This window comes from Curtobacterium sp. 9128 (genome assembly GCF_900086645.1).
Lineage (GTDB): Bacteria > Actinomycetota > Actinomycetes > Actinomycetales > Microbacteriaceae > Curtobacterium.
Genome location: NZ_LT576451.1, coordinates 21,833 through 47,429, shown reverse-complemented (window position 1 = coordinate 47,429; position 25,597 = coordinate 21,833). Strand labels below are relative to the sequence as shown.

Below are 25,597 nucleotides of genomic sequence, written 5' to 3'. Positions count from 1 at the left end.
TGGTCGGCAGCGAACCATCGCGACGGACGGGAGGGCCAGCAGCGGTCCGACCCTCCCGTCCCGGTGGTCACGGGTGGAGCACGACCTTGGTCCAGCCGTCGTCGCGTGCGTCGAAGTGGCGGTAGGCGTCCGGGGCCTCGTCGAGCGAGAGGTTGTGGCTGACGATGAAGGACGGCGATGCCTTGTCCCCGGCGATCAGGTCGCGGAGCTGGCGGTTGTACCGCTTCACGGGTGCCTGACCGGTGCCCATGTGCTGGCCCTTGAAGAAGAACGTGCCGTAGTCCAGCGCGATCTGCCCCTTCTTCGCCAGTTCGTCGGAAGCGCCGGGGTCCTCAGGCAGGTACACGCCGACGACGCCGATTCCGCCCGTAAACCGGACGGAGGCGATGAGACGGTTCAGCACGAGGTTGGGCTGCTCGTTACCCTGCCCGTCGTGGGCCTGGTACCCGACGGCCTCGATGCCGCGGTCGGCTCCGAGGCCGAGGGTCGCGTCGAGGACCGTCTGCACGGGGTCGACCTTCGAGTCGTCGACCGCGATCGCACCGATCGACTCGGCGAGACGGAGCCGGTCCGCCTGCCGGTCGACGACGAAGATCCGCGATGCGCCCTTGATGGAGGCGGAGAGGGCGGCCATGAGGCCGACGGGTCCGGCACCGTAGACGACCACCGTGTCGCCCGGCTGCACTCCGGCGAGCTCGGCCCCGTGCCAGCCGGTCGGGAAGATGTCCGACAGCATGGCGTAGTCGTTCTCCTTCTCGACCGAGTCCTCACCGAGACGGAGCGCGTTGTAGTCACCGAACGGGACGCGCAGCAACTCCGCCTGCCCGCCGCGGTAGGGGCCCATGTCCGCGTAGCCGTACGCGGCTCCGGCAGCGGCCTCGTTCGGCTGCATGGTCAGGCAGAAGCTCGACCAGCCGCGCTCGCAGTTCTTGCAGAACCCACAAGCGACGTTGAACGGTAGGACGACACGGTCGCCGACCCGCACCTTCTGGACGCCGTCACCGACCTCGATCACGGTGCCGAGGTTCTCGTGCCCGAACACACTGCCGGTCTCGATGTCGGTCCGGCCCTCGTACATGTGCAGGTCCGACCCGCAGATGTTCGTCGCGGTGATCTTGACCAGGATGTCGGTCGGCTGTTCGACCTCGGCATCCGGGACATCGTCGACGCTGACGTCGTGGGGGCCGTTGTAGACGACTGCTCGCATGGTTGCTCCGTTCAGGTCGTCGGCGCCGTCGTCGGCGCCGGACCCAGCGGACGGTACGCGCGCGGTACGAACGCTTCCTGCGGAGTACGCGGAGGGGACGATCGGCCCGAGCGCGAACCACCGTGGACCCGCTGGAGTCACCGGGACAGTTCCGACCTGGAGCCGCCCCTCCTGCCCGTCGCGGTGGTCCGCGGTCGACCAGCCGTCAGGCCGGAAGCTCGTCGATGTTCCCGGGCTCCTCGACAGTCGCGGCGTTGGTGGTTGCGCGGAAGTCCACCGAGTCGTCGTAGACGGGGCGGCGGACGCGCTGGATGGATCCGAGGGGTTGGTGCTCGACCAGGCAGTGCCACGGGTTGAACGACAGTTCGTCGTCGGCGTAGACGCGCCGTGCTGGGGAGAACGAGTCCTGCGGGTCGACGGTCAGCGTTGCGACCGTCCGGTACGGGGCGACGTCCTCGGGCCACGCGACGGAGGCGTCCTCGACGGGCGTGGTCTCCAGTTCGGTGGCGAGTTGTACCTGGAGTTCCCAGACGCCCGCGTTGCCGGCGAAGAACGCGCTGGTCAGGTCCCGGTACGCGGACGGCTCCCGGACCGAGACGTGCTCTCCGGTCAGCGCTGTGAGGTTCTCGGCCACGGGGGCAGCGGATACCTTCGCGACGTGGTCGCCGTACCGGATCGCGCCCTGGGACCAGTACGTCTCACCGAGTAGGTTGACGTGTGGCTTCGCCTGCCCTGCAGGGCCGCCGGTCTTGTCGACGCCGACCTTGCGGAGCAGGTCCGCCCCGGCGCGCAGCGCCGTGGTCGCAGCCAGTTGCATGCCCTCGGGCGCCTTCGACGTCTGCAGCAGCACCGCCTGGTCGCGTCGGTAGGTGTGCACGTCTCCGGACGAGATGGTGGGGTGGTTGACCAGCAGGAAGTCCTGCGTCCGAGCCTGTTGCTTCCCCGGCAGCACCTTCTCGCCGTCGACGTCAAGGACCTTGATCGCCATCCCGAACGCGGAACCGATCCCGTCGGAGACGATGTCCCCGGGCGCCGTCGAGAAGCGGATGATCACCGGGTGCTCACCGGTCTGGGCGAACAGGCCCTGCCGCAGCTCGGTCGGGAGGTCGTCGTGGATGCGCAGGGTGCCGGCGAGCACGCCGTGGCTCTTCGCGTGCGCGTCGCGGACGGCGTGCCGGAGCTTGTCGAACGCCATGGTCCGGATCTGCGCGAACGTCTCCCGGAGTGCCTGAATGTCCTCCGCCTCGTGGGGTTGTTCCACCTCGACGTCGGGCGTGTACCGCAGGTACGTAGTGGGCTGGTCTCGGTCGGTCATGCGGGGACCTCCTGGAGGCTGGTCGGGTTCTGTTCTGTGCGTGCGTTGATGTCGTGGCGCCACTTGCCGAGTTCTTCGTAGCCGCGTCGCCGGACTCGGTTGATGCTGCCCAGCGGTCGGAACGCGCGCAGTCCATGCCAGGGCCGCCAGGACATCACGTCCTCGGCGTAGACCCGACGCGCGGGGCTGAACGACTCCTGCGCGGGCAGGATCAGCATCGCGACGGTCCGGTAGGGGCTGCGGGTCTCGTCCCACTCGACGGAGGCGTCCTCGATCGGCATCGCCTGCGGGTCGACGTTGAGCTGCACACGGAACTCGAACCGGGCCTCCTGACCGGCGAAGAAGTCGCGAACCCACTCGCTGAGGATCCCGGGCGACGCACCAGCCGGGACGGTCTGCTCCGCCAGTTCACGCTGCCGGTCCGTTGCCGGCGCGATATGGAACTTCGCGACGTGGTCGCCGTACCGGAACGCGCCCTGAGAGTAGTAGCTGAACGCCAGTGGGTGGATGTTCGGGGTGCGGTCGAAGAGGGTTCCCTTCGGTGCGGGATGCTTCGCCATCGTCGCCGCGACCGTCCGCACGTAGTGGCCATGGTGCTCGGCGCGGGCGCGGATCGCGTCGAGGTACACCTTCGCGTCGCCCTGCGGGATGATCGGCCACGTGTTCAGCAGGAAGTCCTGACTCGTCCACCCGTCGCGGAGTTTCTCCCCCGGCACGTCGAGGACCTTCACCGCTGCGCCGCGGGCCCGCTGCGCCGTGTCCGGGTCGATGCCGCCCGGTTCGCTGGCGAACCGGACCACCGTCTCGTAGGTCGCCGGGACGGCGAACATGCCCTGCGCGAGCTCGGGCGGCAGATCCGGCAACACCTCGAACCGGCCCGTGACGACGCCGTGGCTCTTCGCGTGCGTTCCCGAAGTTCCGTGGCGGGTCTCCTCGAACGTCTGCTTCATCGTCTGCCGCATCAGCGCGATCGTCTCCGAGACGATCGCCTCCTCGTCCGGAAGCTCCTGCTCGAGGTCGTCGCGGTATCGGATGGGTTGCTCGTACGTCATGTCCGATCTCATGCGGCTCATGCAACGCCGACCAGGCCACAGCGACCTCAGCGCTATCCCCTTGGCGTTACACGGGTGGTGCAACGCTGATGTCCACCGTGCGGTGTCGCTGGTGATTAACCGGGGGCGAGGGCTGCGGGAGCAACGGAGCTGAAGATGTCAGGCAAGGCCCAGCTGCTGCAGCATGCCGAGCTGGTCGGTGCTGCCCCACCGCTCGGATGCGCGGCCGTCGCGGAAACCGATGACCTGCACGTTCCGGATCCCGGTAAAACGGCGTCCGGTCGGGGCGTGTCCCATCCAGTCACCCGTGTGCGTGCCAGCAAGGGTGGAGATTGTGATCACCTTCGTCGGTGTCGCGATCGTCTCGACGTCCTCTCGCTGAACGTCGGAGAAGGCCTCCCCGAACTGCTCCCAGAACCAGGCTATGCCGGATCCGTCGGATGGCTGCCCGTCGGCTGCGTCGTGGTCGATGAAGTCGACCGTGAACCGCTCCTCGAGGGGGCGGTCCTGCTGCCGCATCCGGTCCCGCGCCGTGAGCGTCGGCTCGCCGTCGACTGTCACTTCAACCGCCATTGGAATCTCCTCGTCATCTTCTGCCGAGGGTACCTAGGCCCGTCGGCTCAGTCTCAACGAGGGTCTTTCAAGGAACAGCTCGGCGGAAGCGACGCAGCCGCCGTCTTGCGCCCGTGACACGATGCTGGCCAGAGGCTAGTGCGGCGGCCGCCGCAAGCATTATGGGTCCGGGACCCGCTATTACGCCGCTAGCCCGTATGCTCCACAGATGACGGGAGCTGATGGGTGTCCCGAGCAGCTTTCAACAGTGCAGGACGGGATGCGGTTGCTGCATAACCGGCACCCCGAAACGCTGCGCGGATGAGCTGGAGTTCCTCGAGCAGCGCCTGCTCGGACACACCGAGCACCAGGGCAGCCTCACGTACACGCGGGATAGACGCGTATGCGGCGATGACGACTTCTGGCGGGCCGAGAGTGTCACTCTCTTGTGGGCTTTGGGGCTTCCCATCGCGAAGTCCTGGTACGTGACTGCCCCTGGAAGCACGACATCCGTGATCTACGGGACAAAGCGGCTCGTGACCGCCGAAGGACTCTTCGTCATGGCGAGACCGTACCCAGAACTCGTCTCGATAGCCGATCGGCTATCGGACGGTGCATCCGCTGACCTCCGGTGGTTGCTGTCATCCTTCGCTGGGACGGTCGCCCCCGTGCAGAGGAGGCTGGCGTCATGTTCACACCCGAAGCGGGCTACTGGGCGGGTTTGATCTTCATCGTTCTCGCGATCTGCGTGGTGATCGCTTCCCTTCGGGATCGTCGAGCCAGGCGTCGGAAGTCCAACCGGCCGGAACCCGACGTGCAACCGTTGTCCGCCTCCGAGCAGCGCGAAGACGACGGCGAGCCCCGCTGACCGATCGATCACCGGACGTCCTGACCGGGTCACTGCGTCGACCATGTCAACATCACGGTAGGTCGTGAGGCCCTCTGAGCTGACCCCATCCGAATCGGCTCGCCGCGATGAAGTCCTGGAGATCACTCTGCACGTTGCGAACGAGGGCGTCGAGGCCGTCCTCGACCCACAGACCGCCGGACCAACCGCGTTCGCGCATGATGCGCCAGCGGACCACGGCACCGTTCTGCTCGACGAGATCGTCCCCGTCCAGCGCTGAGCCGGTGACGTCGTCGATCGGCACGATCTCCAGCGTGAGCGTCGCGAGTTCAGGGGTCGTGAGCATGACCTGGAACATCGGCCGCAGCAGGGCGATGACTTCTGACACCTCGAGGATCTCGTCCACCGCTCGAAGCTAATGCCTGCAACCAGCGGAGGCTCTGCGTGCTCCGGACGGATAGCTCATGCCCGTCTGTGATCCGCGCGACCCGCGCGACGGCAACAAGATGCTCGTACGATCGTCGCGACCGCCGAGAGGTCTCGTCCCTCAGACGGGCCCGTCCGCTTGACGATCCGCTACCGGGCGCGGCTTGATGACGCCGATGCGAGTCGCGATCAGCGTTGTCTGTCCATGGCGAGCCCGATCAGGTCTCCGACCGCGACGTCCGAGAATTCGGGATAGAGTCCGCGATGCGCGTCGCGTACCTCGGTCTCGGTCAAGTCTCCCGCTTCGCGAAGCGACCAAGCCCACCGAGCCGCGTCCGACTCCAGCTCGTCAAGTCGCTGTTGCGCCGTCTCGAATTCGTGCTCCGGCACTTCAGGAAACGCCGCTCGTACATCCAGCGGAGTGCAGTGCCGCCTACGGGCCACTGATGACCGGACCATCGCGTCGTGAAGCGACAATTGCGCCAGGGTGTCTTGACTGATTCGGTGATACTCCATGTCGCGATCCTAGAGATGGCAAGGAGCGCAACGGCGTCTCGATAGCCGATCCGCTACCGGAGGCCGATAGTGGGGAGTTGGATACAAGAATGCTGTCCAAGGTCCCGCCTCGCGTGCTCGGCTTGGCGATCGGTGCGGGGGCACTGGTCGGGGGCCTCGTCATAGCGCTTCTCGGCCTCGTCCTCGGTGCCGATTTCGTCGGGCTCGTAGCGGCCGGGCTGGTGATCGCTGCGATGGGATTGGTCCTGGCGGTAGGTGGAGCGATTGGCTTCGCCTTACACGGGTCCGCCCGATCCGGGCGCCAGAGGATCGGCTAGTTCGATGGCCGATCGGTCATCGAGACGCGAGCGCGCGCTAGGTTGGCTCGGTGGATGTGTTGAGCGCGAAGGTCCTGGGCACGATCGCCCTCGCCTTCGGCTCGGTCTTCATGACGACGTCGATCGTCCGCTTCATCCGGCCTGATCTCGACGTGGTCCTGGCTGTCGTGAACACGGCGCTCGGCATCTTCTGGCTCGGTGCTGGCATCTGGTTGTGGCGCTTCGCCCTCCGCAAGGCGAAACGCGGCCGGTAGCCGCGGCGTCACCGAACGTCCACGCCGACCCACGGGGTCGGAGTACGCCGGACTGACCGGATGGTCGACGGTGCCCGTTGTTCACCCCGGGTTGCTATACCGGTGGGAGCCGCGCACCCGACCCGCGCCGGCAGAGGAGGACCCCGTGCTGGATGTAGGCCCCATCGGCGACCTGCGCGAGTACATCGAGGACCTGCGGACCCGCGGGTACACGGTCGACAACGCCCACACGCCCGACCCGGAGCTGATCGACCCGCAGGGCAACCCGATCTACACCTGGAAAGAGGACTACCCGTACGACGAGCGGATGAGCCGCGAGGAGTACGAGTTCGAGAAGTACCGGCTGCAGGTCGAGCTGCTGAAGTTCCAGTACTGGCTCGAGGACAACGGCCGCCGCGCGATCATCCTCTTCGAGGGCCGCGACGCCGCAGGCAAGGGTGGCACGATCAAGCGGTTCACCGAGCACCTCAACCCCCGGACGTCCCGCGTCGTCGCGCTGTCGAAGCCGACCGAGCGCGAGCAGGGCCAGTGGTACTTCCAGCGGTACGTCGAGCACCTGCCGAGCGCCGGGGAGATCGTGATGTTCGACCGCTCCTGGTACAACCGCGCCGGGGTCGAGCGCGTGATGGGCTACTGCTCGGACGCGGAGTACGAGACGTTCATGGCGCAGGCGCCGTCGTTCGAGCGGATGCTCGTCGACTCGGGCATCCACGTCACGAAGTTCTGGTTCTCGGTGACCCGGAAGGAGCAGCGCACCCGGTTCGCCATCCGGCAGCTGGACCCGGTCCGGCGGTGGAAGCTCTCGCCGAACGACGTCGCGTCGCTCCGGGTCTGGGACGACTACACGGCCGCGAAGGAGGAGATGTTCCGCCGCACCGACAAGCGCTACGCGCCGTGGACGATCGTCCGGTCGAACGACAAGAAGCGCGCCCGCGTGAACGCGATGCGGTACTTCCTCGCGCAGTTCGACTACGAGGACAAGGACCCGTCGGTCGCGCTGCCGCCTGATCCGCTGCTGGTGATGCGCGGCAAGGCGCTCCAGATGGAGGAGTGACGCTCACCCTGCTCGGGTGATGTCGCCGGGGCGGCTCGGGACGACGATCGCTGGCATGACCACCGATGCGGAGAACGGTACCGACCTCCCGCTGCGCGACAGCCTGCCGGCGATCTTCGACGACCTCGACCACCAGCTCGCCTGCCTGACCTACCTGTGGGCGCTGCCGATCGTGTCCTACGCGCACTGGAGCGCCCAGCACCGCGAGGTGTTCGGCGCGACGCAGCACGACCTCGTGCACTACGTCACCTACCGGGACAAGCTCGGGCTGATCACGGCCAACGCGACGACCCCGTACATCCTGAACTTCTTCGACCTGTCGGAGACCGGTCCGCTCGTGATCGAGCTCCCACCGGGACCGACGGCGGGCGGGGTGTCGGACTTCTGGCAGCGCGAGTGCGGCGTCCTCGGCGAGATGGGGGCGGACGCCGGGCACGGCGGGACGACGCTCGTCGTCGCTCCGGGACAGGACGTCCCCGAGCACGACCAGAGCTGGTCGGTGATCCGGTCCAGCGGGGTCAACGTGATGTTCGGGTTCCGCACGCTCGACCCGGATCCGGAGCGTGGGGCGGCCCTGGCGGCGGCGGTGCGCGTGCATCCCCTGGCGGAGCACGACGATCCCCCGGCGACCCGGCTGATCTCGCCGGACGGGCGGCCGTGGTCGGGCGATCAGCCGCGGGGCATCGCCTACTGGGAGGTGCTGCACCGCATCTACCAGAGCGAGGTCGTCGACGAGCGGGACCGGTTCTTCCTGGCGATGCTGCGACAGCTCGGCATCGAGCCTGGGAGGCCGTTCGCGCCGGACGAGCGGCTCGTCACCGTGCTGGAACGGGCGGCTGCCGACGGGGAGCGCATGGCACAGGCGAACACGTTCGCGAAGCGCTTCCCCGACACGCGCTACCGCCCGGACCGGCAGTGGGACTTCGCGGTCGTCCTCTCGGACTCGGCACAGCGGGGCCCCTGGTACGACGAGCTGCTGGAGCGTGCATCGTGGTTCTACGAGGCAGTGAGCTTCTCGTCGGCGATGAAGAGCAAGACCCCCGGCAAGGGGCAGGCGTACCTCGGTGCGTACACGGATGCCACGGGTGCGTGGCTCGACGGCGGCCGGTCGTACGAGCTCACGGTGCCGCCCGACGTGCCGGCCGCGCTGTTCTGGTCGGTCACGGTGTACGACGTCGGAACGCGGTGTCTCATCGACAACGAGCAGCAGCGCGGCGACCGTGGCAGCCGCGACCGGGACCTCTCGGTGGAGCCGGACGGCTCGGTCGTGCTGCACTTCGGTCCGGAACCACCGGCGAGTGGGACGAGCAACTGGGTGCAGACGATCCCCGGCAAGCACTGGTTCTCGTACTTCCGGCTCTACGGCCCGCTCGGTCCCTACCTCGACCGGAGCTGGGCACCAGGCGACTTCGAACCGGCGGACGCGTGACGGGATCGAGATGGTGACCCCGTGACGGACGGGAGGCGCGGTGCCAGCCGGCACCGCGCCTCCCGTCCGTCGTCCGGTCGCGACCGGAGCCGCTGGCGGCTCAGCGGGTCGGCACCACCACGGCGCGTCCACGCACCTTGCCCGCGTGCAGGCGGTCGTAGGCCTCCGTCGCCTGGTCCATCGAGTACTCCTCGACGTGGATCGAGATCGCGCCCTTCTTGGCGAGCTCCACGACCTCCATGAGCTCGGTGCGGGAGCCCCAGTTGATCGCCCGTGCGTTGACGTCGAGCGGCACGGTGGTCTGCCCGACCGGGACGGCGCCCGTCGCGACGCCGACGACGACGATGTCACCGGCGACACGGATCATGCCTGCTGCGAGGTCGGCGGTCGGCTGGATGCCCACGAAGTCGAACACGACGTCGGCGCCGAGGCCCCGTGTGATGCCCTTGACGCTCTCGATCGCGTCGGGGTTCGACAGGAAGGTGTGGTCGGCGCCGACCGACTCGGCGAACGACAGCTTGTCGTCGTCGACGTCGAGCACGACGACGATCGACTGCGTCAGCGCCTTGAGGAGCTGGATCGCGACGTGACCGAGGCCGCCGGAGCCGATGACGACGGCGGTGGTGCCGGGGGTCAGGCGGGGGAGCGCGGACTTCACGGCGCGGTACGGGGTCAGCGCGGCATCGGTCAGCGACACGTTCGCGACGGGGTCGAGGTCGCCGATCGGCACCAGGTGGCGGGCGTCGTCGACGATCATGTACTCGGCCATGCCGCCGTCGCTGAAGATGCCGGGTGCGCGCATCCCGTGCTCGCAGTTCTGCTCCTCGCCCGATGCGCACGCGTAGCAGCGGCCGCAGCCCCACGGTCCGTAGACCAGGACGGACTCGCCGACCTCGACACCGTGCACACCCTCGCCGATCGCCTCGACGACGCCGGCGACCTCGTGGCCGAGCGTCAGCGGGACGGGCTTGAACCAGTAGTCCTCGGCGGACGTGCCCATGATGAACTCGTCCGAGTGGCAGGCCCCGGCGGCGGTGACGCGGAGCAGGATCTCCGACGCCGAGGGGACGGGCTTCGGGATCTCGACGAGCTCCGGTCGGGAACCGATGGTGCGGTACTGCAGTGCCTTCATGGCGTCAGGATACGCCCGTTGTACGACAGGTGTCGTTTGCGCTTCCCGGACGGTCGAGCCGTGGCTGCGAGCGTGCACGTCGGACGGTGGCAGGATGATCGCTGGCCGCTTCCCTGGCGACTGGATTCGAGGAGATCGAGCGTGACGGACACCCACTCCGCGGCTCCTGTCGGCGAGGACGCCGCGCATGGTCAGGACACCGCAGCCGGCGACGACGCCGTTGCCGGACACGGCGGCGCCAAGGGTGTGACGGCCCTGGCGCTCGCCGCCCTCGGTGTCGTCTTCGGCGACATCGGAACCAGCCCGCTGTACTCGCTCCGGACGGTGTTCACCATCGACGGCGGGATCGTGAAGCCGATCCCTGAGGACGTCTACGGCGTGATCTCGATGATGTTCTGGAGCATCACGATCATCGTGTCGATCAAGTACGTCCTCGTGCTCATGCGCGCGGACAACAACGGCGAGGGCGGCGTGATGGCGCTCGCCGCGCTGGCTCGTCGGCTGTACGCCAAGCGCCGTGGCGGCTCGACGATCTTCCTCATCGTGGGGATCGTCGGGGTCTCGCTCTTCTACGGCGACTCCGTGATCACCCCGGCCGTCTCCGTGCTGTCCGCGGTCGAGGGCCTCGGCACGGCGGCGCCGGCGGTCGGGCACCTCATCGTGCCGATCGCCGCGGTCATCCTCGTGATCCTGTTCTTCGTGCAGCGGTTCGGCACCGGCAAGGTCGGGACGCTGTTCGGCCCGGTGATGCTGCTCTGGTTCGTCGTGATCGCGGTGGCCGGCCTCCCGATGATCGTCCAGCACCCCGGCGTCCTGCAGGGGCTGTCCCCGACGTGGGCGATCGCGTTCGTCTTCGCGCACCCGTTCATCTCGTTCGTCGCGATGGGTGCCGTCGTCCTGGTGATCACCGGTGCCGAGGCGCTCTACGCGGACATGGGGCACTTCGGCCGGGTGCCGATCCTCCGCGCGTGGTTCTTCGTGGTGTTCCCCGCGCTGGTCCTCAACTACCTCGGCCAGGCGGCGCTCGTGCTCGAGCACCCGGAGGCGACGAAGGACCCGTTCTTCCTGCTCTTCCCGAACTGGGCGCAGCTCCCGGTCGTGGTGCTCGCGACGGCCGCGACGGTCATCGCCAGCCAGGCGGTCATCTCCGGGGCGTTCTCGCTCACGCGGCAGGCCGTCCAGCTGGGGCTCCTGCCACCGCTGACGATCCGGCAGACCTCCAAGCAGGAGGGCGGGCAGATCTACCTGCCTGCCGTGAACCTGCTGCTGTTCATCGGCGTGATGGCGATCATGCTCGCGTTCCGGTCGTCCGCGAGCCTGGCGACGGCGTACGGGGTGTCGGTGACCGGGGCGCTCGTCACGGACACGCTGCTCCTGCTCCTCGTGGTGAAGCCGCTCTGGCAGTGGGCGACGTGGAAGCTCGTCGTCGCCGCGGTCGTGTTCGGCGGCCTCGAGCTGACGTTCCTCGCCGGCAACCTGTCGAAGGTGATCCACGGCGGGTGGGTGCCGCTCCTCATCGCCCTCGCGGTGATCACGGTCATGACGACGTGGCGCCGGGGACGGCAGCTCGTGCAGCAGGAGCGGCAGGAGCGCGAGGGGTCCCTCGACGAGTTCATCGAGAAGATCAACACGAAGCACGTGCCACGGGTCCGGGGTGTCGCGGTCTTCCCGCACCCGAACAAGGACACGACGCCGCTGGCCCTCCGTGCGAACGTCGAGCACAACCACGTGGTGCACAAGCACGTCATCATCGTCTCCGTCATCACGGCGAACGTGCCGCACGTCCCGCACGCCAAGGCCTTCGTCCGCGACGACCTCGGGTACACCGACGACGGCATCGAGCACATCACCGTGAAGTTCGGGTTCTCCGACGACCAGGACCTGCCGCACGCCCTGCACGCGGCCTGCCTGTCCGAGGTGCTCGACCTCGACCCGGAGGACATGGCCGAGGCGTCGTACTTCATCTCCCGCGGTGCACTCCGGCCGATGCGGGGCAACCGGGGCATGGTGTCCTGGCGGAAGAAGCTCTTCGTCGGGCTCGCCCACAACGCCGCGGACCCGGCAGCACGCTTCGGGCTGCCGCCGCAGCGCACCGTGACGATGGGCAGCGACGTCGAGATCTGACGTCGCGGCCGGTCAGGCCGTCCGCGACGTCGCGAACGTCTCCGCGGCGCTGACCGCGTTCCGCACCGCGCGGGCGACGTCCGGCGACGTGGAGGCGGCGGGCCACGCGATCACGGTCGTCGCGAGCGCGGCGTCGAGCACCGGGACCGCGACGTGCTCCGGCCACTGCAGGGTGCGGCTCGACCGCGGGATGACGATGACCGTCCGCCCGAGGGCGACGAGCTGCGCGAGCTGGGCCTGCGAGCGGACCTCGGGACCCGGTCCGTCCGGGTAGGTGCCGTCGACGCGTGGCCACCTGGCGGCTGGGAGGTCCGGCAGGTCGCGCAGGTCGGCGGTGGAGAGCGCCGGCCGTGCCGCCAGCGGGTGCGTCCTGGGCAGGATCGCGACCTGCTGCTCGGTCCGCAGGTCCTCGGCGTCGAAACCGGTCAGGTCGTCGTACGTGCGGTGCATGAGCGCGATGTCCGCCGTACCGTCGCGGAGGAACGCCGCCTGCTCGTGGACCTCGCCGAACACGACCTCGATCGGCAGGGCGTCGGGGTCCGCGTCCTGCACGTCGAGGAACGCCTGCAGGAGCTCGTGGTCGGCTCCCGCCTTCACAGCGAGCACGAGGTGGCGCGTCCGGCGTCCCGCCCGCTGGGCTCGCCGGCCGGCGGCTGCCACGGCCGCCAGTGCTGGCCCGGCATCGCCGAACAGGACCGTGCCGGCGGCCGTCAACGTGACGCCGCGGGGGTTCCGCTCGAAGAGCTCCGTCCCGATCCGCTGTTCGAGCTGCCGGATGGCGCGGGACAGCGGCGGCTGGGACATGCCGAGGCGTGCGGCGGCACGGCCGAAGTGCAGCTCCTCGGCCACGGTCACGAAGTACCGGAGTTCGCGCGTCTCGAGATCGTCCACACCACGGAGCCTACGTCGCCCGATACCCGCCGGGTATCGATGGACACCCAACGGGTCTTGGACGGGGGTGTGGGCGCGGACCGAGGATCGGAGCATGACAACAGCAACGACCGCCCTGGTCACCGGGGCGAACAAGGGGCTCGGCTTCGCGATCGCGGAATCGCTCGGGAGGCTCGGCCTGCGTGTCGTCGTCGGCGCACGGAACGAGACGGCCGGTTCGGACGCCGCGGCTCGGTTGGCCGCCGAGGGGATCGACGCGACGAGCGTACGGATCGACGTCACGAGCGACGAGAGCGTCGCGGCTGCGGCACGCGAGCTCGAGGAGCGGTTCGGCACGCTCGACGTCCTGGTCAACAACGCGGGGATCTCGGGACCGTTCGACCCCGTCACGTGGGGGCAGGACCCGACGACGATGGACCTCGACGACCTCCGGAGGGTCGTCGACACGAACGTGTACGGCGTGATCCGGGTGACGAACGCGATGCTGCCGATGCTCCGCCGGTCCGAGCACCCGAGGATCGTGAACACGTCGAGCAGCATGGGCTCGCTCGAGCGGCAGCCGGGTCCGGTGATGGGCGTGTACTCGTCGTCGAAGACCTTCCTCAACGGCATCACGGTGCAGTACGCGCGGGCGTTCCAGGACACCCCGGTCATCGTGAACGCCGCGTGCCCCGGGCTCGTCGCGACCGACTTCAACGGGTTCTCCGGCGACCGGACGCCCGAGCAGGGCGCCGCGACGGCCGTCCGGCTCGCCACACTGCCGGACGACGGACCCCGTGGCGGGTTCTTCGACGACGGCGGCGTCGTCCCGTGGTGACGCGCTAGTCCGTCGTCGGGCGGTGCAGGGTGGGGACCGTGTCGTGCAACGGCTCGGTCGCCCACCGTGCCGCGAAGGTCCGGTCCCCGGCGTCGAGGCGGACCCACAGCAGGTGCGGGGTGTCGACGAACCGGACGGCGACCAGCACCCGTCCGTCGTCGTCGGTCGCGGCGCCCGCCGCGGTCGAGCCGTCGACGGCCCACTCGCCCTCGCCGACGACGGCGCGCACGGCGGAGCCGTCCTGGTGCAGCGTGACCACCCACCGCTCGCCGTCCTGCTCGAGCGCCACGGACTCCAGGCCGGGGACCCCGGAACGGGACGCGCGTGCGTAGGTGCCACGAGCCTCCAGGCCGAGCCGTCCGCCGCGCACCGGCGGCAACGCGAGCGCGGACAGGTCCACGGTGCCCGCCGAGCCGTCGCCGTCGATCGCCGGCAGCAGGTGCTCCCACACCGCGTCGAGGACCGCCTGCATGTCGGCGCTCTGACCGGTCATGGCGATGACGACGTCGTGCTCCGGCAGCACGACGCAGAACTGGCCGTACGCGCCGTCGCCGCGGAAGCCGTGCCGGGCCATCCAGAACTGGTAGCCGTAGCCCTGGCTCCAGTCCGGGTTCTCCTCACCCGGGTTCGCGACCTGCGTGCGGGTGGCCGCCTCGACCCAGTCCTCGTCGAGGATCCGCTCGCCGTCCCACACGCCGCGCTGCAGGTACAGCTGGCCGAGCTTCGCGATCGACTCCGTCGTGGCGTAGCAGCCGCTGAAGCCGAGCTCGTTGCCGTGCTCGTCCTGCTTCCAGGACACCTGCTCGATGCCGAGCGGGTCGAACAGGCGCGGGCGCAGGTACTCCACGAGGGAGGTCCCGCTCGCCCGGCGGACGATCTCTGCGAGCGTGTACGTGCAGGGCTGGTTGTAGGCGAAGACGGTGCCGGGGTCCTCGTCGGGCGGGAGCAGCAGGAAGCCGCGGACGATGTTCGTCGGGTCGATCGCGCGGGCCCGGTCGAGGGTCTCCTCGCGGTGGCCGCTCGACATCGCCAGGATGTTCCGCAGCGTCATGGATCGGCTGCGCGCGTCGGTGACCTCGGCGTCCAGCTCGGGGAAGTGGCTGACGACGGTGCTGTCCAGGTCGACGATGCCCTCGCGGCTCGCGATGCCCACGGCCGCCGCCGTGAAGCTCTTGCTCAGCGAGTACAGCAGGTGCGGTCGGTCGGCGGAGTACGGGGTCCACCACCCCTCGGCGGCGACCTGTCCGTGCCGGAGCACCATGAGGCTGTGCGGTTCGACGTCGGGCGCTGCCTCCAGCGCACGGACGAGGGCGTCGATGCCGGAGGCGTCGATGCCGACGGTGGACGGGGTGCTGCGCGGGAACGTCGTCGTCACGACCCTGAGCGTATCCACCGACACCCTGACATCATCAGGGGGAGCGTTCGACCGCCGATCGCGCCGCACGTCAGCGACGTCACCGACAAGGACCACCATGCCCCTCTTCCGATCGTCAGCACCCGAGCCCGTCGAAGCGGTCGCCGGCCCCAGGAAGGCCTGGTCGGACTCGTTCGGCCGACTCGCGACGCGGTGCCTGCAGGCGATCATCGTGCTCGTCATCGTCGCCGGGATCGTCTTCGCCGCGAGCACGCTCAGCGTCGTCACCATCCCCGTGCTGATCGCGCTCATCATCGCGTCCGCGATGCACCCCGTCGTGTCCTGGCTCCGGAAGCACCGGGTGCCGTCGGTCCTCGCGACGCTGGCGGTGCTCCTCGGGGTGCTCGTCGTGCTCGGGCTCCTCGGCTGGCTCATCGTCGTCGCCGTCGAGAACCAGTGGTCCGACCTGCAGGACTCCGCCGTCGACGGCTTCAAGCAGCTACAGGGGTGGGTGACGTCGCTGCCGATCTCGATCTCGGACTCGCAGATCAAGGACGCAACGAAGACCGTCACCGACTTCATCACCAGCGCCCAGTTCGGCTCCGGTGCGCTCGCCGGGGCGTCGGCGACCGCGAACTTCCTCACCGGGCTCGTCCTGATGATCGTCGTGCTGTTCTTCTTCCTGAAGGACGGCCCGCGCATCTGGGAGTTCCTGCTCCGTCCGTTCTCGGGCTCCGGTTACGCCCGTGCCCGCCGCGTCGGGGACCGTGTCGTGTCGACGCTCGGCGGCTACGTCCGCGGGACGGCGGCCGTGGCGGCCGTCGACGCCATCGGCATCGGGATCGGCATCGCGATCGTCGGGGTGCCGCTCGCGCTGCCCCTGGCCGTCGTCGTCTTCATCACCGCCTTCATCCCGATCGTCGGTGCCACCGCTGCCGGGATCCTCGCCGCGCTCGTCGCCCTGGTCGCGCTCGGGCCGGTGCAGGCCCTCGTGGTGGTCGGCATCGTGGTCCTCGTGAACCAGCTCGAGGGCAACTTCCTGCAGCCGGTGCTGATGGGCCGGACGCTCAAGCTGCACGGCCTCGTGATCCTGGTCGGCCTGACCGCCGGGACCGTGCTCGCCGGCATCACGGGTGCCGTGATGTCCGTGCCGCTCCTCGCCGCGGCGTGGGGCGCCGTGCAGGTCTGGGACGGCCCGGACCAGCCCGCTCGGATGTGGCGGCAGAAGCGGTCGGAGGACGTGGCCGTGAAGGCGCGCGCCCAACGGTGAATACTGGGCACGTGCGTGAACTGCAAGCCGCCATCGCCGCGGCCCTCGACGTCCAGCCGACCATCGACCCGGCCGAGGAGGTGTCGCGTCGCGTCGGCTTCCTGCGCGACTACCTGACGACGACCGGCGCGAAGGGCCTCGTCCTCGCGATCAGCGGCGGGCAGGACTCGACCCTCGCCGGACGCCTGTCCCAGCTCGCGGTCGAGTCGCTCCGCGCCGACGGGCACGACGTCTCCTTCACCACGGTGCGCATGCCGTACCGGGTGCAGGCGGACGAGGACGACGCCCAGCTCGCGCTGCAGTTCATCGCCGCGGAGCCGGGCATCACCGTGAACATCGAGCACGGTGTCGACGGGGTCGTCCAGGACACGACCGGCGCCGGCGTCGAGCTCAGCGACTTCGTGAAGGGCAACGTCAAGGCGCGGATGCGCATGGTGGCCCAGTACGCGGTCGCCGGGCAGCGCGGGCTCATCGTCGTCGGGACCGACCACGCGGCAGAGGCCGTGACCGGGTTCTTCACGAAGTACGGCGACGGCGGTGTCGACATCACGCCGCTGACCGGGTTGACGAAGAGCCAGGGGCGGCAGCTCCTCGAGCACCTCGGCGCCCCGGCCCGGCTGTACGAGAAGGCGCCGACCGCCGACCTGCTCGACGACCTCCCCGGACAGACGGACGAGGCGAACCTGGGCCTGAGCTACGCCGAGATCGACGCGTACCTGCAGGGGCACGACGTCCCGGTCGAGGTCGCCGAGGCGATCGAGGCCCGGTACCGCGCCACCGAGCACAAGCGCCGGGTCCCCGCGACCCCGTTCGACACCTGGTGGCGCTCGTAGCGGGCGTTGTGGGTGGGAAGCGTCAGCCGGCGAGGGCGGTGTATCGCTCGCTGACCGGCGCGCCGAGCGATGCACGCACGGTGCGGGTGAGCTCGTCCGCCAGGACCTCGTGCTCGCCCGACTCCACGCCGTCGAACACCGCCGTGACGACCTCCTCCGGGGTGTTCTTCGGAGCGTCGACGCCGTCCGTCATCGGGGTGTCGGTGTACCCGAGGTAGGCGCCCACGACCTGTACGCCGTCGCTCGCCAGTTCGAGCCGCGTGGAGTCCGTCGCGGACCAGAGCCCGGCTTTCGAGACGCCGTACGCGCCGCTGCCGGCGAGCCAGCTCAGGATCGACGCGACGTTCACGACCGTGCCGTGCGCCGCACGGAGCAGAGGTGCGAAGGCACGCGTGACCAGGAGCGGGCCGATCAGGTTCGTCTCGATCTGCGCGCGGATGTCGTCGAGCGGGCCGTCGACGAGTCCGCCCGCACGCAGCAGACCGGCGTTGTTCACGACCACCGTGACGTCGCTCGCCTCGGCAGCGGCGCGGGTGACCGAGGCCTCGTCCGCCACGTCGAGCACCAGGGGGACGATGCGTGCGTCTTCCCAGTCGCGGGGGCGTCGCGCTGCGGCGTAGACCTTCGTCGCGCCGCGCTCGAGCGCCTGACGCACGAACTCCGTGCCGAGTCCGCCGTTCGCGCCCGTGACGAGGACGATCTGTCCGTTGAGTCCGGTCATGGTGGGTTCCTTCCGTCGGGGCGCCGGTCGACGCCGCTGTGAAGGTGATCAATATGACCGGTCGTCTTATTCCCCGGATGAGAAGATCGACCCATGCCCCGAGCCAGTCTCCGCGACGCGATCGTCGACGCCGCAGTCGTCGAGTTCCACCAGCACGGCTACGCGGGGACCGGCGTGGCCGCGATCACGGGTGCCGCGGGGGCGCCGAAGGGCTCGTTCTACAACCACTTCCGGTCGAAGGCCGACCTCGCGATCGTGGCGGCCGACCGATTCGCCGCGGCGTCGCCGATCGGGATGCTCGTCGACGACTCGGTGCCGCGCGCGCTCGACCGGATTACCGGCTACTTCGACGCGATGCTCGAGCGGCTGGCGGGGATCGAGTTCCGGTACGGGTGCCTGCTCGGGAACCTCGCGATCGACACCGCGACGGACGAGCCCGGCGTCGCGGCACACGTCGACGGGGTCTTCGACGAGTGGGTCGCGCAGCTCGCGACGGCCGTACGGCTGGCGCAGGAACAGGGTGACGTGCCGGGGTCGCTCGATGCCGAGCTCGTCGGTGCGCAGCTCGTCGACCTCTGGGAGGGTGCGGCGCTTCGCGCCAAGGCACGACGTGACGGTGCGCTCACCCGGCACGTGGTGACGGACGGCGTCCGCCGACTGCTCGGCCGCTGAACGAGCGGACCTCGCCGGACGCGCGCCGGTCTGCTCAGGCGGGGACGCTCGTGTGCCGGTACGTGGCGGCCGGGTGCGATGCGGGGAGCCGAGCCGGGCCTCCCGTCACGCGCTCGCGCAGCGTCTCGCCGTCCCTGTAGCGCTCGGGGAGGCGACCGCGCTCGCGCAGCAGCGGCGTGACGTACGTGCCGAAGTCCCGCACCGTGTCGAACGAGTGGTACTGGCGCAGGTTGATCCCGTCGATGCCGTCGTCGTCGAGCCACCCCTCGATCTGCTCGGTGACCGCCTCCGGCACGCCGGCCGCCCAGAAGGCACCGTTCCACGCTTCGTTCACGCGGTCGATGAGCTCGCCGACCGTGGCGTCGAGCGCGACCCGGCCGACGAGTCGTTCGCCGCCCTCGACGCCCTCGGCCTCGAGGGCGTCGCGGACCGTGCGGCTCCGCGGGTGCGACAGGGCGTCGAAGGGGACGCTGCCGTGGATGAGCGGCCCCTCCTCGCTGGCGAATGCCTTGTACTGGGCGACCTTGTCCTCGACCTCGCGCTGGGTCGGCGCCGTGATGACCGCTGCCTGCGTGACGAACTTGACGTCCCCACGGTCGCGACCGGCGCCCTGTGCAGCGTCGCGGACGGCGTCGGCGGTCCGCTGCACGCCGTGGCCGCCGGTGAAGACGACCTCGGCGTGCTTGCCGGCGCGGGCGATGCCTGCCGGGGAGCCCGTCGCCAGGAACAGGGTCGGGGTGCGCTGCAGCGACGGCTCGGACAGGTGCGGTCCGGCGACGCTGAAGTGCTCGCCCACGTGATCGATCGGGTGGACCTTGTCCGGGTCCGTGTAGACGCCGTTCGCCGCGTCACGGACGACGGCGCCGTCCTCCCACGAGCCCTCCCACAGCTGGTAGAGGACCTCGAGGTACTCGTCGGCGATCTCGTACCGGGTGTCGTGCGGGATCTCCGTGGCGAGCCCGAAGTTCCGGGCGGCGTTCGGCAGGTAGCTCGTCACGACGTTCCAGCCGACGCGGCCGTTCGTCAGGTGGTCGAGGGTCGACATCCGCCGGGCGAAGGCGAACGGCGGCTCGTAGCTCGTGGAGAACGTGATGCCGAAGCCGATGTGGTCCGTGACGGCGGCCATCGCGGGGACGACGAGCATCGGGTCGTTGTTCGGGATCTGCAGGCCCTCGCGGAGCGCGGGCGCGGCGGAGCCGCCGTACACGTCGTAGGCGCCGAGGACGTCCGCGATGAAGATCGCGTCGAACTGGCCGGCCTCTGCGGTGCGTGCGAGCTCGGTCCAGTACCGGATGTCGTTGTAGCGATGCCGGTTGTTGCCCGGGATGCGCCAGAGGCCGTGCGTGATGTGTCCGACGCAGTTCATCTCGAACACGTTGAGCAGGAGTCGCTTCGGCATGGGCGCAACGCTACGGAAGGGCTCGCGACGACTGCTCGTTCGTGACCCCGTGTTGCGCGGCGTGCTCCGGCGCGGTGCGGGCCGCCACGGTGCGGGCCGCCGCGGTGCGGGTCAGCGGTCGTCGCGGTGGCGGCCGTCCTGCCGATGGTCGTCGGAGTCGCTCCGGTCGGCGTCCACTCGGCCGCCACGGTCCCCGTGCTCGTCCCGGTCGTACTCGGCGTGGGCGTCGCGTTCGGTCTGGTCGTCCTGCTCGACGCGTGCGGCCGCTTCGTCGGTGCCGTCGCGCTCCACGCGGCGGTCCTGGTCCGCGGTCATGCGCTGCTGCCAGACGACCGCGCGGGCGGCACCCGCGAGGACGTCGTCCACCGAGCGGTCGGTCTGTGCGGCGAGTGCACCGCTGAGGCCGGCGGCGATGGTGCCGCCTGCGGATGCGAGGCGCTGGACGACCTCCTCTTGCCGTTGGGTCAGCGGCTCATCGACCAGGTCGTCCACGGTCTCCCGGATGTTGTCCTCGCTCGCGTCCAAGGCGGCTTCGTCACCGGAGTGCAGGGCTGCTGCCTCGCCGACGACGACGAGTCCCAGGCGTGCGGCGTCGTCCTCCGGACGATTGCTTCCGTTCTCGTCGTTCATCGGTGCGACGGTACGCGCGTGCCCGACGTGTCTCCTGGGCCCTCGAGGTACCCCGATCGGTGCCGACCGTGCTGCCGGCCTCGTCGCCGTTCCCCGACCTGGATGCGCACGGCCGTCGGCGGCATCGGCTGGTCGTCCGAGCGGCCGACGAGCACGACCCCACCGCGGGCCGCCGCGTCGGCGATCGCCCGGTCGACGACGACCACGGACGCCGGGTCGAGCTCGCTCGCAGGGTCGTCGAGTGCCGTGACCGCCGCATCGGCCACGAGCGCCCGTGCCAGTGCGACGCGCTGCTGCTGTCCACCGGAGAGCTGTTCGGCGAGGTTGTGCCTGACCGCATCCGGGACTCCGACGGCGTCGAGGGCGGCTGTCACGGCGTCAGCCGGCGCGGAACGGGAGTGCTCCCGTGCGTGGGCGAGGACCCCGAGTGCGACGTTCTCGGTCGCGGTCAACGCACCGAGGAGGCCGTGGTCCCTGGTCATCGCGGCGGCCAGCGGGTCGGACGCATCGGACACCCGGACGGTTCCGTCGACCGCGACGTGCGCCGGCACGTCGAGGAGCCGGTCCTGCCCGGCCGCGGAGGTGACGGCGTCCAGGACCGCTGCGAGCGCTGCGGACACCTCGGCGCCGTCCTCGCCGGTCAGGACCAGGACCGAGCCTGCTGCGAACTCGCCGTCGACGGCGAGGACCTCGTGGTCGTCGAGCCGGACGACGAACCGGTGGAAGTGGAGCACGGTCACGGAGCCCTCCCGTCATCGGGCCCGTCGCCGGGCCGGTCGCCGGGCCGGTCGCCGGGCCGGTCGGCGGGCCGGTCGGCGGGCCGGTCGCCGGGCGCGTCGACGGCGGGCTGGTCGCCGTCGTGCGCGTGGCGCACCCGCAGGCCGCCGGCACCGTCCGGCTCTACGGTGACCAGGGACCCGGTCGGCCAGTCCGCCCGCAGGTGCTGGGGGATGGGGACGGACCCGTCGGCCGCGACCACCGCCCGACGGCCGGACCCGGAGTCCTCCTCGCCGACCCGGCCGTCGCGGAGGTGCACCATCCGCTCCATCCGGCGCGCGACCCGCTCGTCGTGTGTGACGAGCAGCACGGCGATGTCCTCGCGAGCGGTCTCCTCGACGAGCAGGTCGAGCAGGACGTCTCGTGCGCGACCGTCGAGCCGACTGGTCGGTTCGTCGGCGAGGAGCAGCCGGGGCCGGGGAGCGAGTGCGACGGCGAGCGCCGCGGTCTGCCGGTGCGAGACCGACAGCTCGGCGACGGGGCGGTCGTCGTCGGGCACCCCGCCGGCGGCGAGCACCCGGTCGCCGAGGCTCGTGTCCCGTCCGGCGATGCCGCGCACCGACCATGCCACGTTGGCGTGTGCCGACTCGTGGCCGATCAGGTTGACGTCCGTGCCCTGGAGCATCAGGCCGAGGACGTCGCGTCGGAGACGCTCGAGGTCGCGTCGGCCGGCGGTCCCGAGGTCCTGGTCGCCGACGGTGACGGTCCCGGCACTCGGGCGCATCAGCCCGGCCGCGATGGAGAGCAGCGTCGACTTGCCCGAGCCGGAGGGGCCGAGGAGCGCCACCCGCTGGCCGGGTGGGACGGTGAGGTCGATGCCCCGGAGCGCGGCGACGTCGACCTCGGCCTCGCGGTAGACGTGCACGAGTCCGGCAGCGCGGAACGCTGGCGTGGTCATCGCGCACCCCCGTCCCTCGTCGGCCGGGCTCCGCTCCTGGCGACGAGCACCGAGACGGCGAACGCGACGACCAGGACGGACACCGTGACGACGAGCACGGTGACCGGGCCCACGGGGACGCCCATCGGCGGGAGCGCCTGCGCCCGGAGCGGGAGGCGTGCGGCGGTGAGCAGCGTTGCCGCGGTCCCCGCGATCGCACCGACGACGGTCGCGGCCGCCGCGGGGAGGAAGTTCTCGAGCAGCAGCGAGCGCCGGAGCGCGCGTCGACCGAACCCGGCGGTGCGCAGCACGCGGGCGTCCTCTCGTCGCGTCCTGGCGCCGATCACGCCGACCCCGGCGACGACGACGAGCGTCAGCGCGAGTGCTGCGCCGGCCACCGGGAGGCCCACGAGCGCTCCGAGCACCGGCGCTGCCCGCTCGGCGCGACGCTCGGCGTCGGCCAGGGTCCGGTGTCCGGTCACGGTGATGCCGTGTGTCCGCAGTGCAGCGGTGACGCGTGCCGTCGCTCCCGGGGCGACCCAGACCTCGTGGGTGGAACCGGCGCCGCGCGGATCGGTGACCCGTCCCGCCGTGGACAGGTCGACGAGTGCGCCGTCGCCGAGCACGCGGGGGAGCGCCGGTGCCCTGCCGACCACGCGGAGGACGAGGGACTCGCCGTTCAACCCGATCCCGAGCGCGCCGTCCCGCACGCCCGCGAACGGTTGGAGCGCCGTCCCCTTCCCGACGACCGCCGGGAGCGGTTCGGGGGAGTCCCACGGTGCGATGCTCGGCGACCCCTGCCCGGTCGGGTCGAGCCACGAGACACGCAGGCCGTCCGCGTGCGCACCGATCGTCGCGCTCGGGCCGCCGCTCGGGAGGCTGTTCTCACCGATGCGGTCCCGCCAGCGGTCCGGGTCGAGCCAGGACGACGACACCGCACGGCCGTCGACGTCGATGGCGGTGACGGTGGCACTGAGACCGTACGGCGTCGACTCGGAGTCGTGGGTCTCGAGCCCGAGCCACACCAGGCGGCACCCGGCGCTGCACGGCACCGCCCCGGCAGCGCTGGTCAGGGTCCCGGCCCGCACACCGCCGAGGTCGACGTGGTGCCACCCGTCCGCCGCCTGGACGACCGCGACGAGGTCGACGTCGTCCTGGTCCGCGGTCTGGAGCGTCTGTGCGGCGGTCCCGTCCGGAGCCCCGACGTCCGCGAGGGTGATCGAGAGCCGCTCGCCGGTGATCCGGAGCGGGCTGTGACCGGCGGGTCGGAGTGACCGCTCCAGCGCGGCGACGTCGCGGCCGCCCCACGCCGGGTCCCACGCACTGACCGCAGCCAGCCGCATCGAGTCGAGCGCGACGAGCCGCCCGACGCCGCTGCCGCTCGTCGTGGTCTCCACGGCCATCGCCGACCGACCGTCGGGATCCGCGTCGCGGACACTCCCGACGAACGACCGTCCCGCTCCGACCTCGACGTCGAGGACGGCCGCGGCCCCGAGGACGGCCGCGGCGCGGTCGTCGGCCAGCCGGACGGCCAGGACCGCGGTCTGGCTCGAGGACACCGCGAGTGCGACGCCCATCACGACGACGACGGCGGTCGTCAGCACGGACGGGGTCCTCGCGATGCGGCGGACGACGAGCAGCTCGGTGAGCGACCCTGCCGGTCGGACCGCACGTCGGCGCACGACGGCGACACCGACCCGCAGGGCGACCACGGCGAGGAGCACGGCCACGAGCGTCGGGGCGAGGAGCGCGACGCCCGGCCCGGAGATGCGGGGCTGGGTCACGACCGCCGCGATGCCCACGACGGACGCGATCACGGCGACGGCCTGCACGACCGCTCCCGTCCGCGAGAGGGTGCGCGGCTCGGTGACCCGGCGCAGGAGGTCGACCAGCGGCACACGTGCGGCACGAGCACTCGCGACGACGAGTGCGACCAACGAGCCGAGGAGCGATGCTGCGAGGGCGGCGAGCACCGGTGCACGGAACGGTTCGACAGCGGGCGCGTCGGCGCCGAGCAGGAGCGGCGCGCAGGCCGCCGCGAGTGCGAACCCGACCACCGAGCCGACCGCGGCACCGACGACGGTCGCGATGACCGGCTCCGCGAGCACGGTGACCAGTCGTCGCCGGGCCGGGAGGCCTCGGAGTCGTGTGAGTCCCCACTCCGCGGCGCGTGCCTGACCGATGCGTCCTGCCGCCACACCTTGGGCGAACCACGCGAGGACGATCGCCTGCAATGCAGCGACCGCCACGATCACCGTCGCGGCGTCGTTGCCGTCGGCCACCCGGTCGACGAGCACGTCGATCCGCTGCTGGACCGAGACGGCCGAGTCTGCGCCGGTGGTGGTGAGCGTCGCGTCGTTCGTCGCACGGACGTCCTCGACGACGGCCGGCACCTCGTCGAGGCGGAGTCCGGGGGCCAGCGTCGTCACGGACCAGACGTTGCCCTCGAGCGCGAGCTCCTCGAAGCCGCCGAGGGACATCACGAGGTCCGGATCGCCGTCGCCCCCGCTGCCGAACAGCTTGCCGGCACCCGCTGCGATGCGCCCCACGTGGCTGTCCGGGTCGTACGTGCCCACCACCCGGAGCGTCAGGACCTGCTCGGGGACGGACTGCACGGTGACGCGGAGTCGTGTTCCGGTGGCGACGTCGGACCCGGCGGCCGCGAGCACCTCGTCGGCACCGGACGGGCAGTGGCCGTCGCTGAGCCCGGCCTTCCGGCAGTCGGTCGCGAGCCCGGCGAGCTGCACGCTGCTGGTCTGCTGGGGGCGCTGGTCGGGGACCACGTAGGACGCCGACGCCGAGGACTCGGCCACGACGACGCCCGGCAGCCACCGGCGGGCATCGGACGCCGAGGCGGTGGTGGCGATGACGGCCCCCTCGGCCTCGTTCAGCTGGTGGTCCGGGATCTCCGCCGATGCTGCGATGGACGTCCCGCCGAGGCCGGCGTCGCGGATCGTGGCATCGAGGTTCGCCTGCTCGACGGCACGCAGGAGGAGCGGCGCGAGCACGGAGACCACCGTGGCGACCAGGGCGAGCAAGGCGAGGACGGTCGCGGCGGCCGGACGTCGGCGGATGCTGCGCGACCAGAACACCGGTACCCCCTCGAGCAGCCGGCCTCGTCACCGGCTCCG

Annotated in this window: 24 protein-coding genes; 9 read left to right on the top strand and 15 right to left on the bottom strand. The window is 70.6% G+C overall.

What is annotated here, in order from left to right; translation table 11 throughout:
- Positions 1-67: 67 nt before the first annotated feature.
- The 4 genes from QK288_RS00225 to QK288_RS00210 form a co-directional block, all read right to left on the bottom strand.
- Positions 68-1,207, bottom strand: a complete 1,140-nt coding sequence (locus tag QK288_RS00225; RefSeq protein ID WP_281265829.1) for a glutathione-independent formaldehyde dehydrogenase — start codon at positions 1,205-1,207, stop codon at positions 68-70.
- A gap of 205 nt (positions 1,208-1,412) precedes the next feature.
- Positions 1,413-2,522 (bottom strand): catalase family protein, encoded by a 1,110-nt coding sequence (locus QK288_RS00220; RefSeq protein WP_281265828.1) that lies wholly within the window; start codon positions 2,520-2,522, stop codon positions 1,413-1,415.
- Complete coding sequence (locus QK288_RS00215) at positions 2,519-3,586, bottom strand: catalase family protein (protein WP_281265827.1); 1,068 nt, start codon at positions 3,584-3,586, stop codon at positions 2,519-2,521. Before QK288_RS00215 ends, QK288_RS00220 begins: the two co-directional genes overlap by 4 nt.
- Positions 3,587-3,733: 147 nt before the next feature.
- Positions 3,734-4,147 (bottom strand): ester cyclase, encoded by a 414-nt coding sequence (locus QK288_RS00210; RefSeq protein ID WP_281265826.1) that lies wholly within the window; start codon positions 4,145-4,147, stop codon positions 3,734-3,736.
- 667 nt (positions 4,148-4,814) lie between these two features.
- Between QK288_RS00210 and QK288_RS00205 the strand changes: the two genes are divergently transcribed.
- Positions 4,815-4,994: a hypothetical protein gene (locus tag QK288_RS00205; protein ID WP_281265825.1), complete on the top strand. Its 180-nt coding sequence runs from the start codon at positions 4,815-4,817 to the stop codon at positions 4,992-4,994.
- 52 nt (positions 4,995-5,046) lie between these two features.
- Here QK288_RS00205 and QK288_RS00200 read toward each other — a convergent pair whose 3' ends face one another.
- Positions 5,047-5,379 (bottom strand): hypothetical protein, encoded by a 333-nt coding sequence (locus QK288_RS00200; protein WP_281265824.1) that lies wholly within the window; start codon positions 5,377-5,379, stop codon positions 5,047-5,049.
- A gap of 209 nt (positions 5,380-5,588) precedes the next feature.
- Positions 5,589-5,915 carry a hypothetical protein gene (locus QK288_RS00195; RefSeq protein ID WP_281265823.1) on the bottom strand — a complete coding sequence of 109 codons (327 nt, stop codon included), beginning with the start codon at positions 5,913-5,915 and terminating at the stop codon, positions 5,589-5,591.
- Between the two features lie 367 nt (positions 5,916-6,282).
- Between QK288_RS00195 and QK288_RS00190 the strand changes: the two genes are divergently transcribed.
- The 3 genes from QK288_RS00190 (at position 6,283) to QK288_RS00180 (ending at position 8,969) form a co-directional block, all read left to right on the top strand.
- Positions 6,283-6,486: a hypothetical protein gene (locus QK288_RS00190; RefSeq protein WP_281265822.1), complete on the top strand. Its 204-nt coding sequence runs from the start codon at positions 6,283-6,285 to the stop codon at positions 6,484-6,486.
- Positions 6,487-6,634: 148 nt separating this feature from the next.
- A complete protein-coding gene (gene ppk2, locus QK288_RS00185; protein WP_281267634.1) occupies positions 6,635-7,540 on the top strand; it encodes a polyphosphate kinase 2 in 906 nt (301 codons plus the stop codon).
- Positions 7,541-7,595: 55 nt separating this feature from the next.
- A complete protein-coding gene (locus QK288_RS00180) occupies positions 7,596-8,969 on the top strand; it encodes a DUF1254 domain-containing protein (RefSeq protein WP_281265821.1) in 1,374 nt (457 codons plus the stop codon).
- Positions 8,970-9,069: 100 nt separating this feature from the next.
- Here QK288_RS00180 and QK288_RS00175 read toward each other — a convergent pair whose 3' ends face one another.
- Complete coding sequence (locus QK288_RS00175) at positions 9,070-10,101, bottom strand: NAD(P)-dependent alcohol dehydrogenase (protein WP_281265820.1); 1,032 nt, start codon at positions 10,099-10,101, stop codon at positions 9,070-9,072.
- A 141-nt stretch (positions 10,102-10,242) separates the two neighbouring features.
- Here QK288_RS00175 and QK288_RS00170 point away from each other — a divergent pair, with 141 nt between their 5' ends.
- Complete coding sequence (locus tag QK288_RS00170; protein WP_281265819.1) at positions 10,243-12,225, top strand: potassium transporter Kup; 1,983 nt, start codon at positions 10,243-10,245, stop codon at positions 12,223-12,225.
- A gap of 12 nt (positions 12,226-12,237) precedes the next feature.
- On the opposite strand, the gene QK288_RS00165 is transcribed toward QK288_RS00170, so the two are convergent.
- Positions 12,238-13,116 carry a LysR family transcriptional regulator gene (locus QK288_RS00165; protein ID WP_281265818.1) on the bottom strand — a complete coding sequence of 293 codons (879 nt, stop codon included), beginning with the start codon at positions 13,114-13,116 and terminating at the stop codon, positions 12,238-12,240.
- A 94-nt stretch (positions 13,117-13,210) separates the two neighbouring features.
- Between QK288_RS00165 and QK288_RS00160 the strand changes: the two genes are divergently transcribed.
- Positions 13,211-13,933, top strand: a complete 723-nt coding sequence (locus tag QK288_RS00160) for an SDR family oxidoreductase (protein WP_281265817.1) — start codon at positions 13,211-13,213, stop codon at positions 13,931-13,933.
- A gap of 4 nt (positions 13,934-13,937) precedes the next feature.
- On the opposite strand, the gene QK288_RS00155 is transcribed toward QK288_RS00160, so the two are convergent.
- On the bottom strand, positions 13,938-15,308 hold the full coding sequence (locus QK288_RS00155; RefSeq protein WP_281265816.1) for a serine hydrolase: 1,371 nt from the start codon (positions 15,306-15,308) through the stop codon (positions 13,938-13,940).
- 97 nt (positions 15,309-15,405) lie between these two features.
- Between QK288_RS00155 and QK288_RS00150 the strand changes: the two genes are divergently transcribed.
- Complete coding sequence (locus tag QK288_RS00150) at positions 15,406-16,557, top strand: AI-2E family transporter (RefSeq protein WP_281265815.1); 1,152 nt, start codon at positions 15,406-15,408, stop codon at positions 16,555-16,557.
- 11 nt (positions 16,558-16,568) lie between these two features.
- Complete coding sequence (nadE, locus tag QK288_RS00145) at positions 16,569-17,390, top strand: ammonia-dependent NAD(+) synthetase (protein WP_281265814.1); 822 nt, start codon at positions 16,569-16,571, stop codon at positions 17,388-17,390.
- 22 nt (positions 17,391-17,412) lie between these two features.
- Here the strand turns inward: nadE and QK288_RS00140 are convergent, their stop codons facing one another.
- Positions 17,413-18,111 (bottom strand): SDR family oxidoreductase, encoded by a 699-nt coding sequence (locus QK288_RS00140; RefSeq protein WP_281265813.1) that lies wholly within the window; start codon positions 18,109-18,111, stop codon positions 17,413-17,415.
- Positions 18,112-18,204: 93 nt separating this feature from the next.
- On the opposite strand from QK288_RS00140, the gene QK288_RS00135 reads away from it, so the two are divergent.
- Positions 18,205-18,783: a TetR/AcrR family transcriptional regulator gene (locus tag QK288_RS00135; RefSeq protein ID WP_281265812.1), complete on the top strand. Its 579-nt coding sequence runs from the start codon at positions 18,205-18,207 to the stop codon at positions 18,781-18,783.
- A gap of 34 nt (positions 18,784-18,817) precedes the next feature.
- On the opposite strand, the gene QK288_RS00130 is transcribed toward QK288_RS00135, so the two are convergent.
- From QK288_RS00130 to QK288_RS00110, 5 genes are all read right to left on the bottom strand, one after another.
- Positions 18,818-20,182: an NtaA/DmoA family FMN-dependent monooxygenase gene (locus QK288_RS00130; protein ID WP_281265811.1), complete on the bottom strand. Its 1,365-nt coding sequence runs from the start codon at positions 20,180-20,182 to the stop codon at positions 18,818-18,820.
- A 111-nt stretch (positions 20,183-20,293) separates the two neighbouring features.
- Positions 20,294-20,812, bottom strand: coding sequence for a hypothetical protein (locus QK288_RS00125; protein WP_281265810.1), 519 nt, complete (start codon positions 20,810-20,812; stop codon positions 20,294-20,296).
- Positions 20,809-21,552: an ATP-binding cassette domain-containing protein gene (locus tag QK288_RS00120; protein ID WP_281265809.1), complete on the bottom strand. Its 744-nt coding sequence runs from the start codon at positions 21,550-21,552 to the stop codon at positions 20,809-20,811. Before QK288_RS00120 ends, QK288_RS00125 begins: the two co-directional genes overlap by 4 nt.
- The gene (locus QK288_RS00115) at positions 21,549-22,487 is read right to left on the bottom strand and encodes an ATP-binding cassette domain-containing protein (protein ID WP_281265808.1); all 939 of its coding nucleotides are present in this window, start codon (positions 22,485-22,487) and stop codon (positions 21,549-21,551) included. Before QK288_RS00115 ends, QK288_RS00120 begins: the two co-directional genes overlap by 4 nt.
- Complete coding sequence (locus tag QK288_RS00110; RefSeq protein WP_281265807.1) at positions 22,484-25,558, bottom strand: FtsX-like permease family protein; 3,075 nt, start codon at positions 25,556-25,558, stop codon at positions 22,484-22,486. Before QK288_RS00110 ends, QK288_RS00115 begins: the two co-directional genes overlap by 4 nt.
- Positions 25,559-25,597 lie beyond the last annotated feature (39 nt).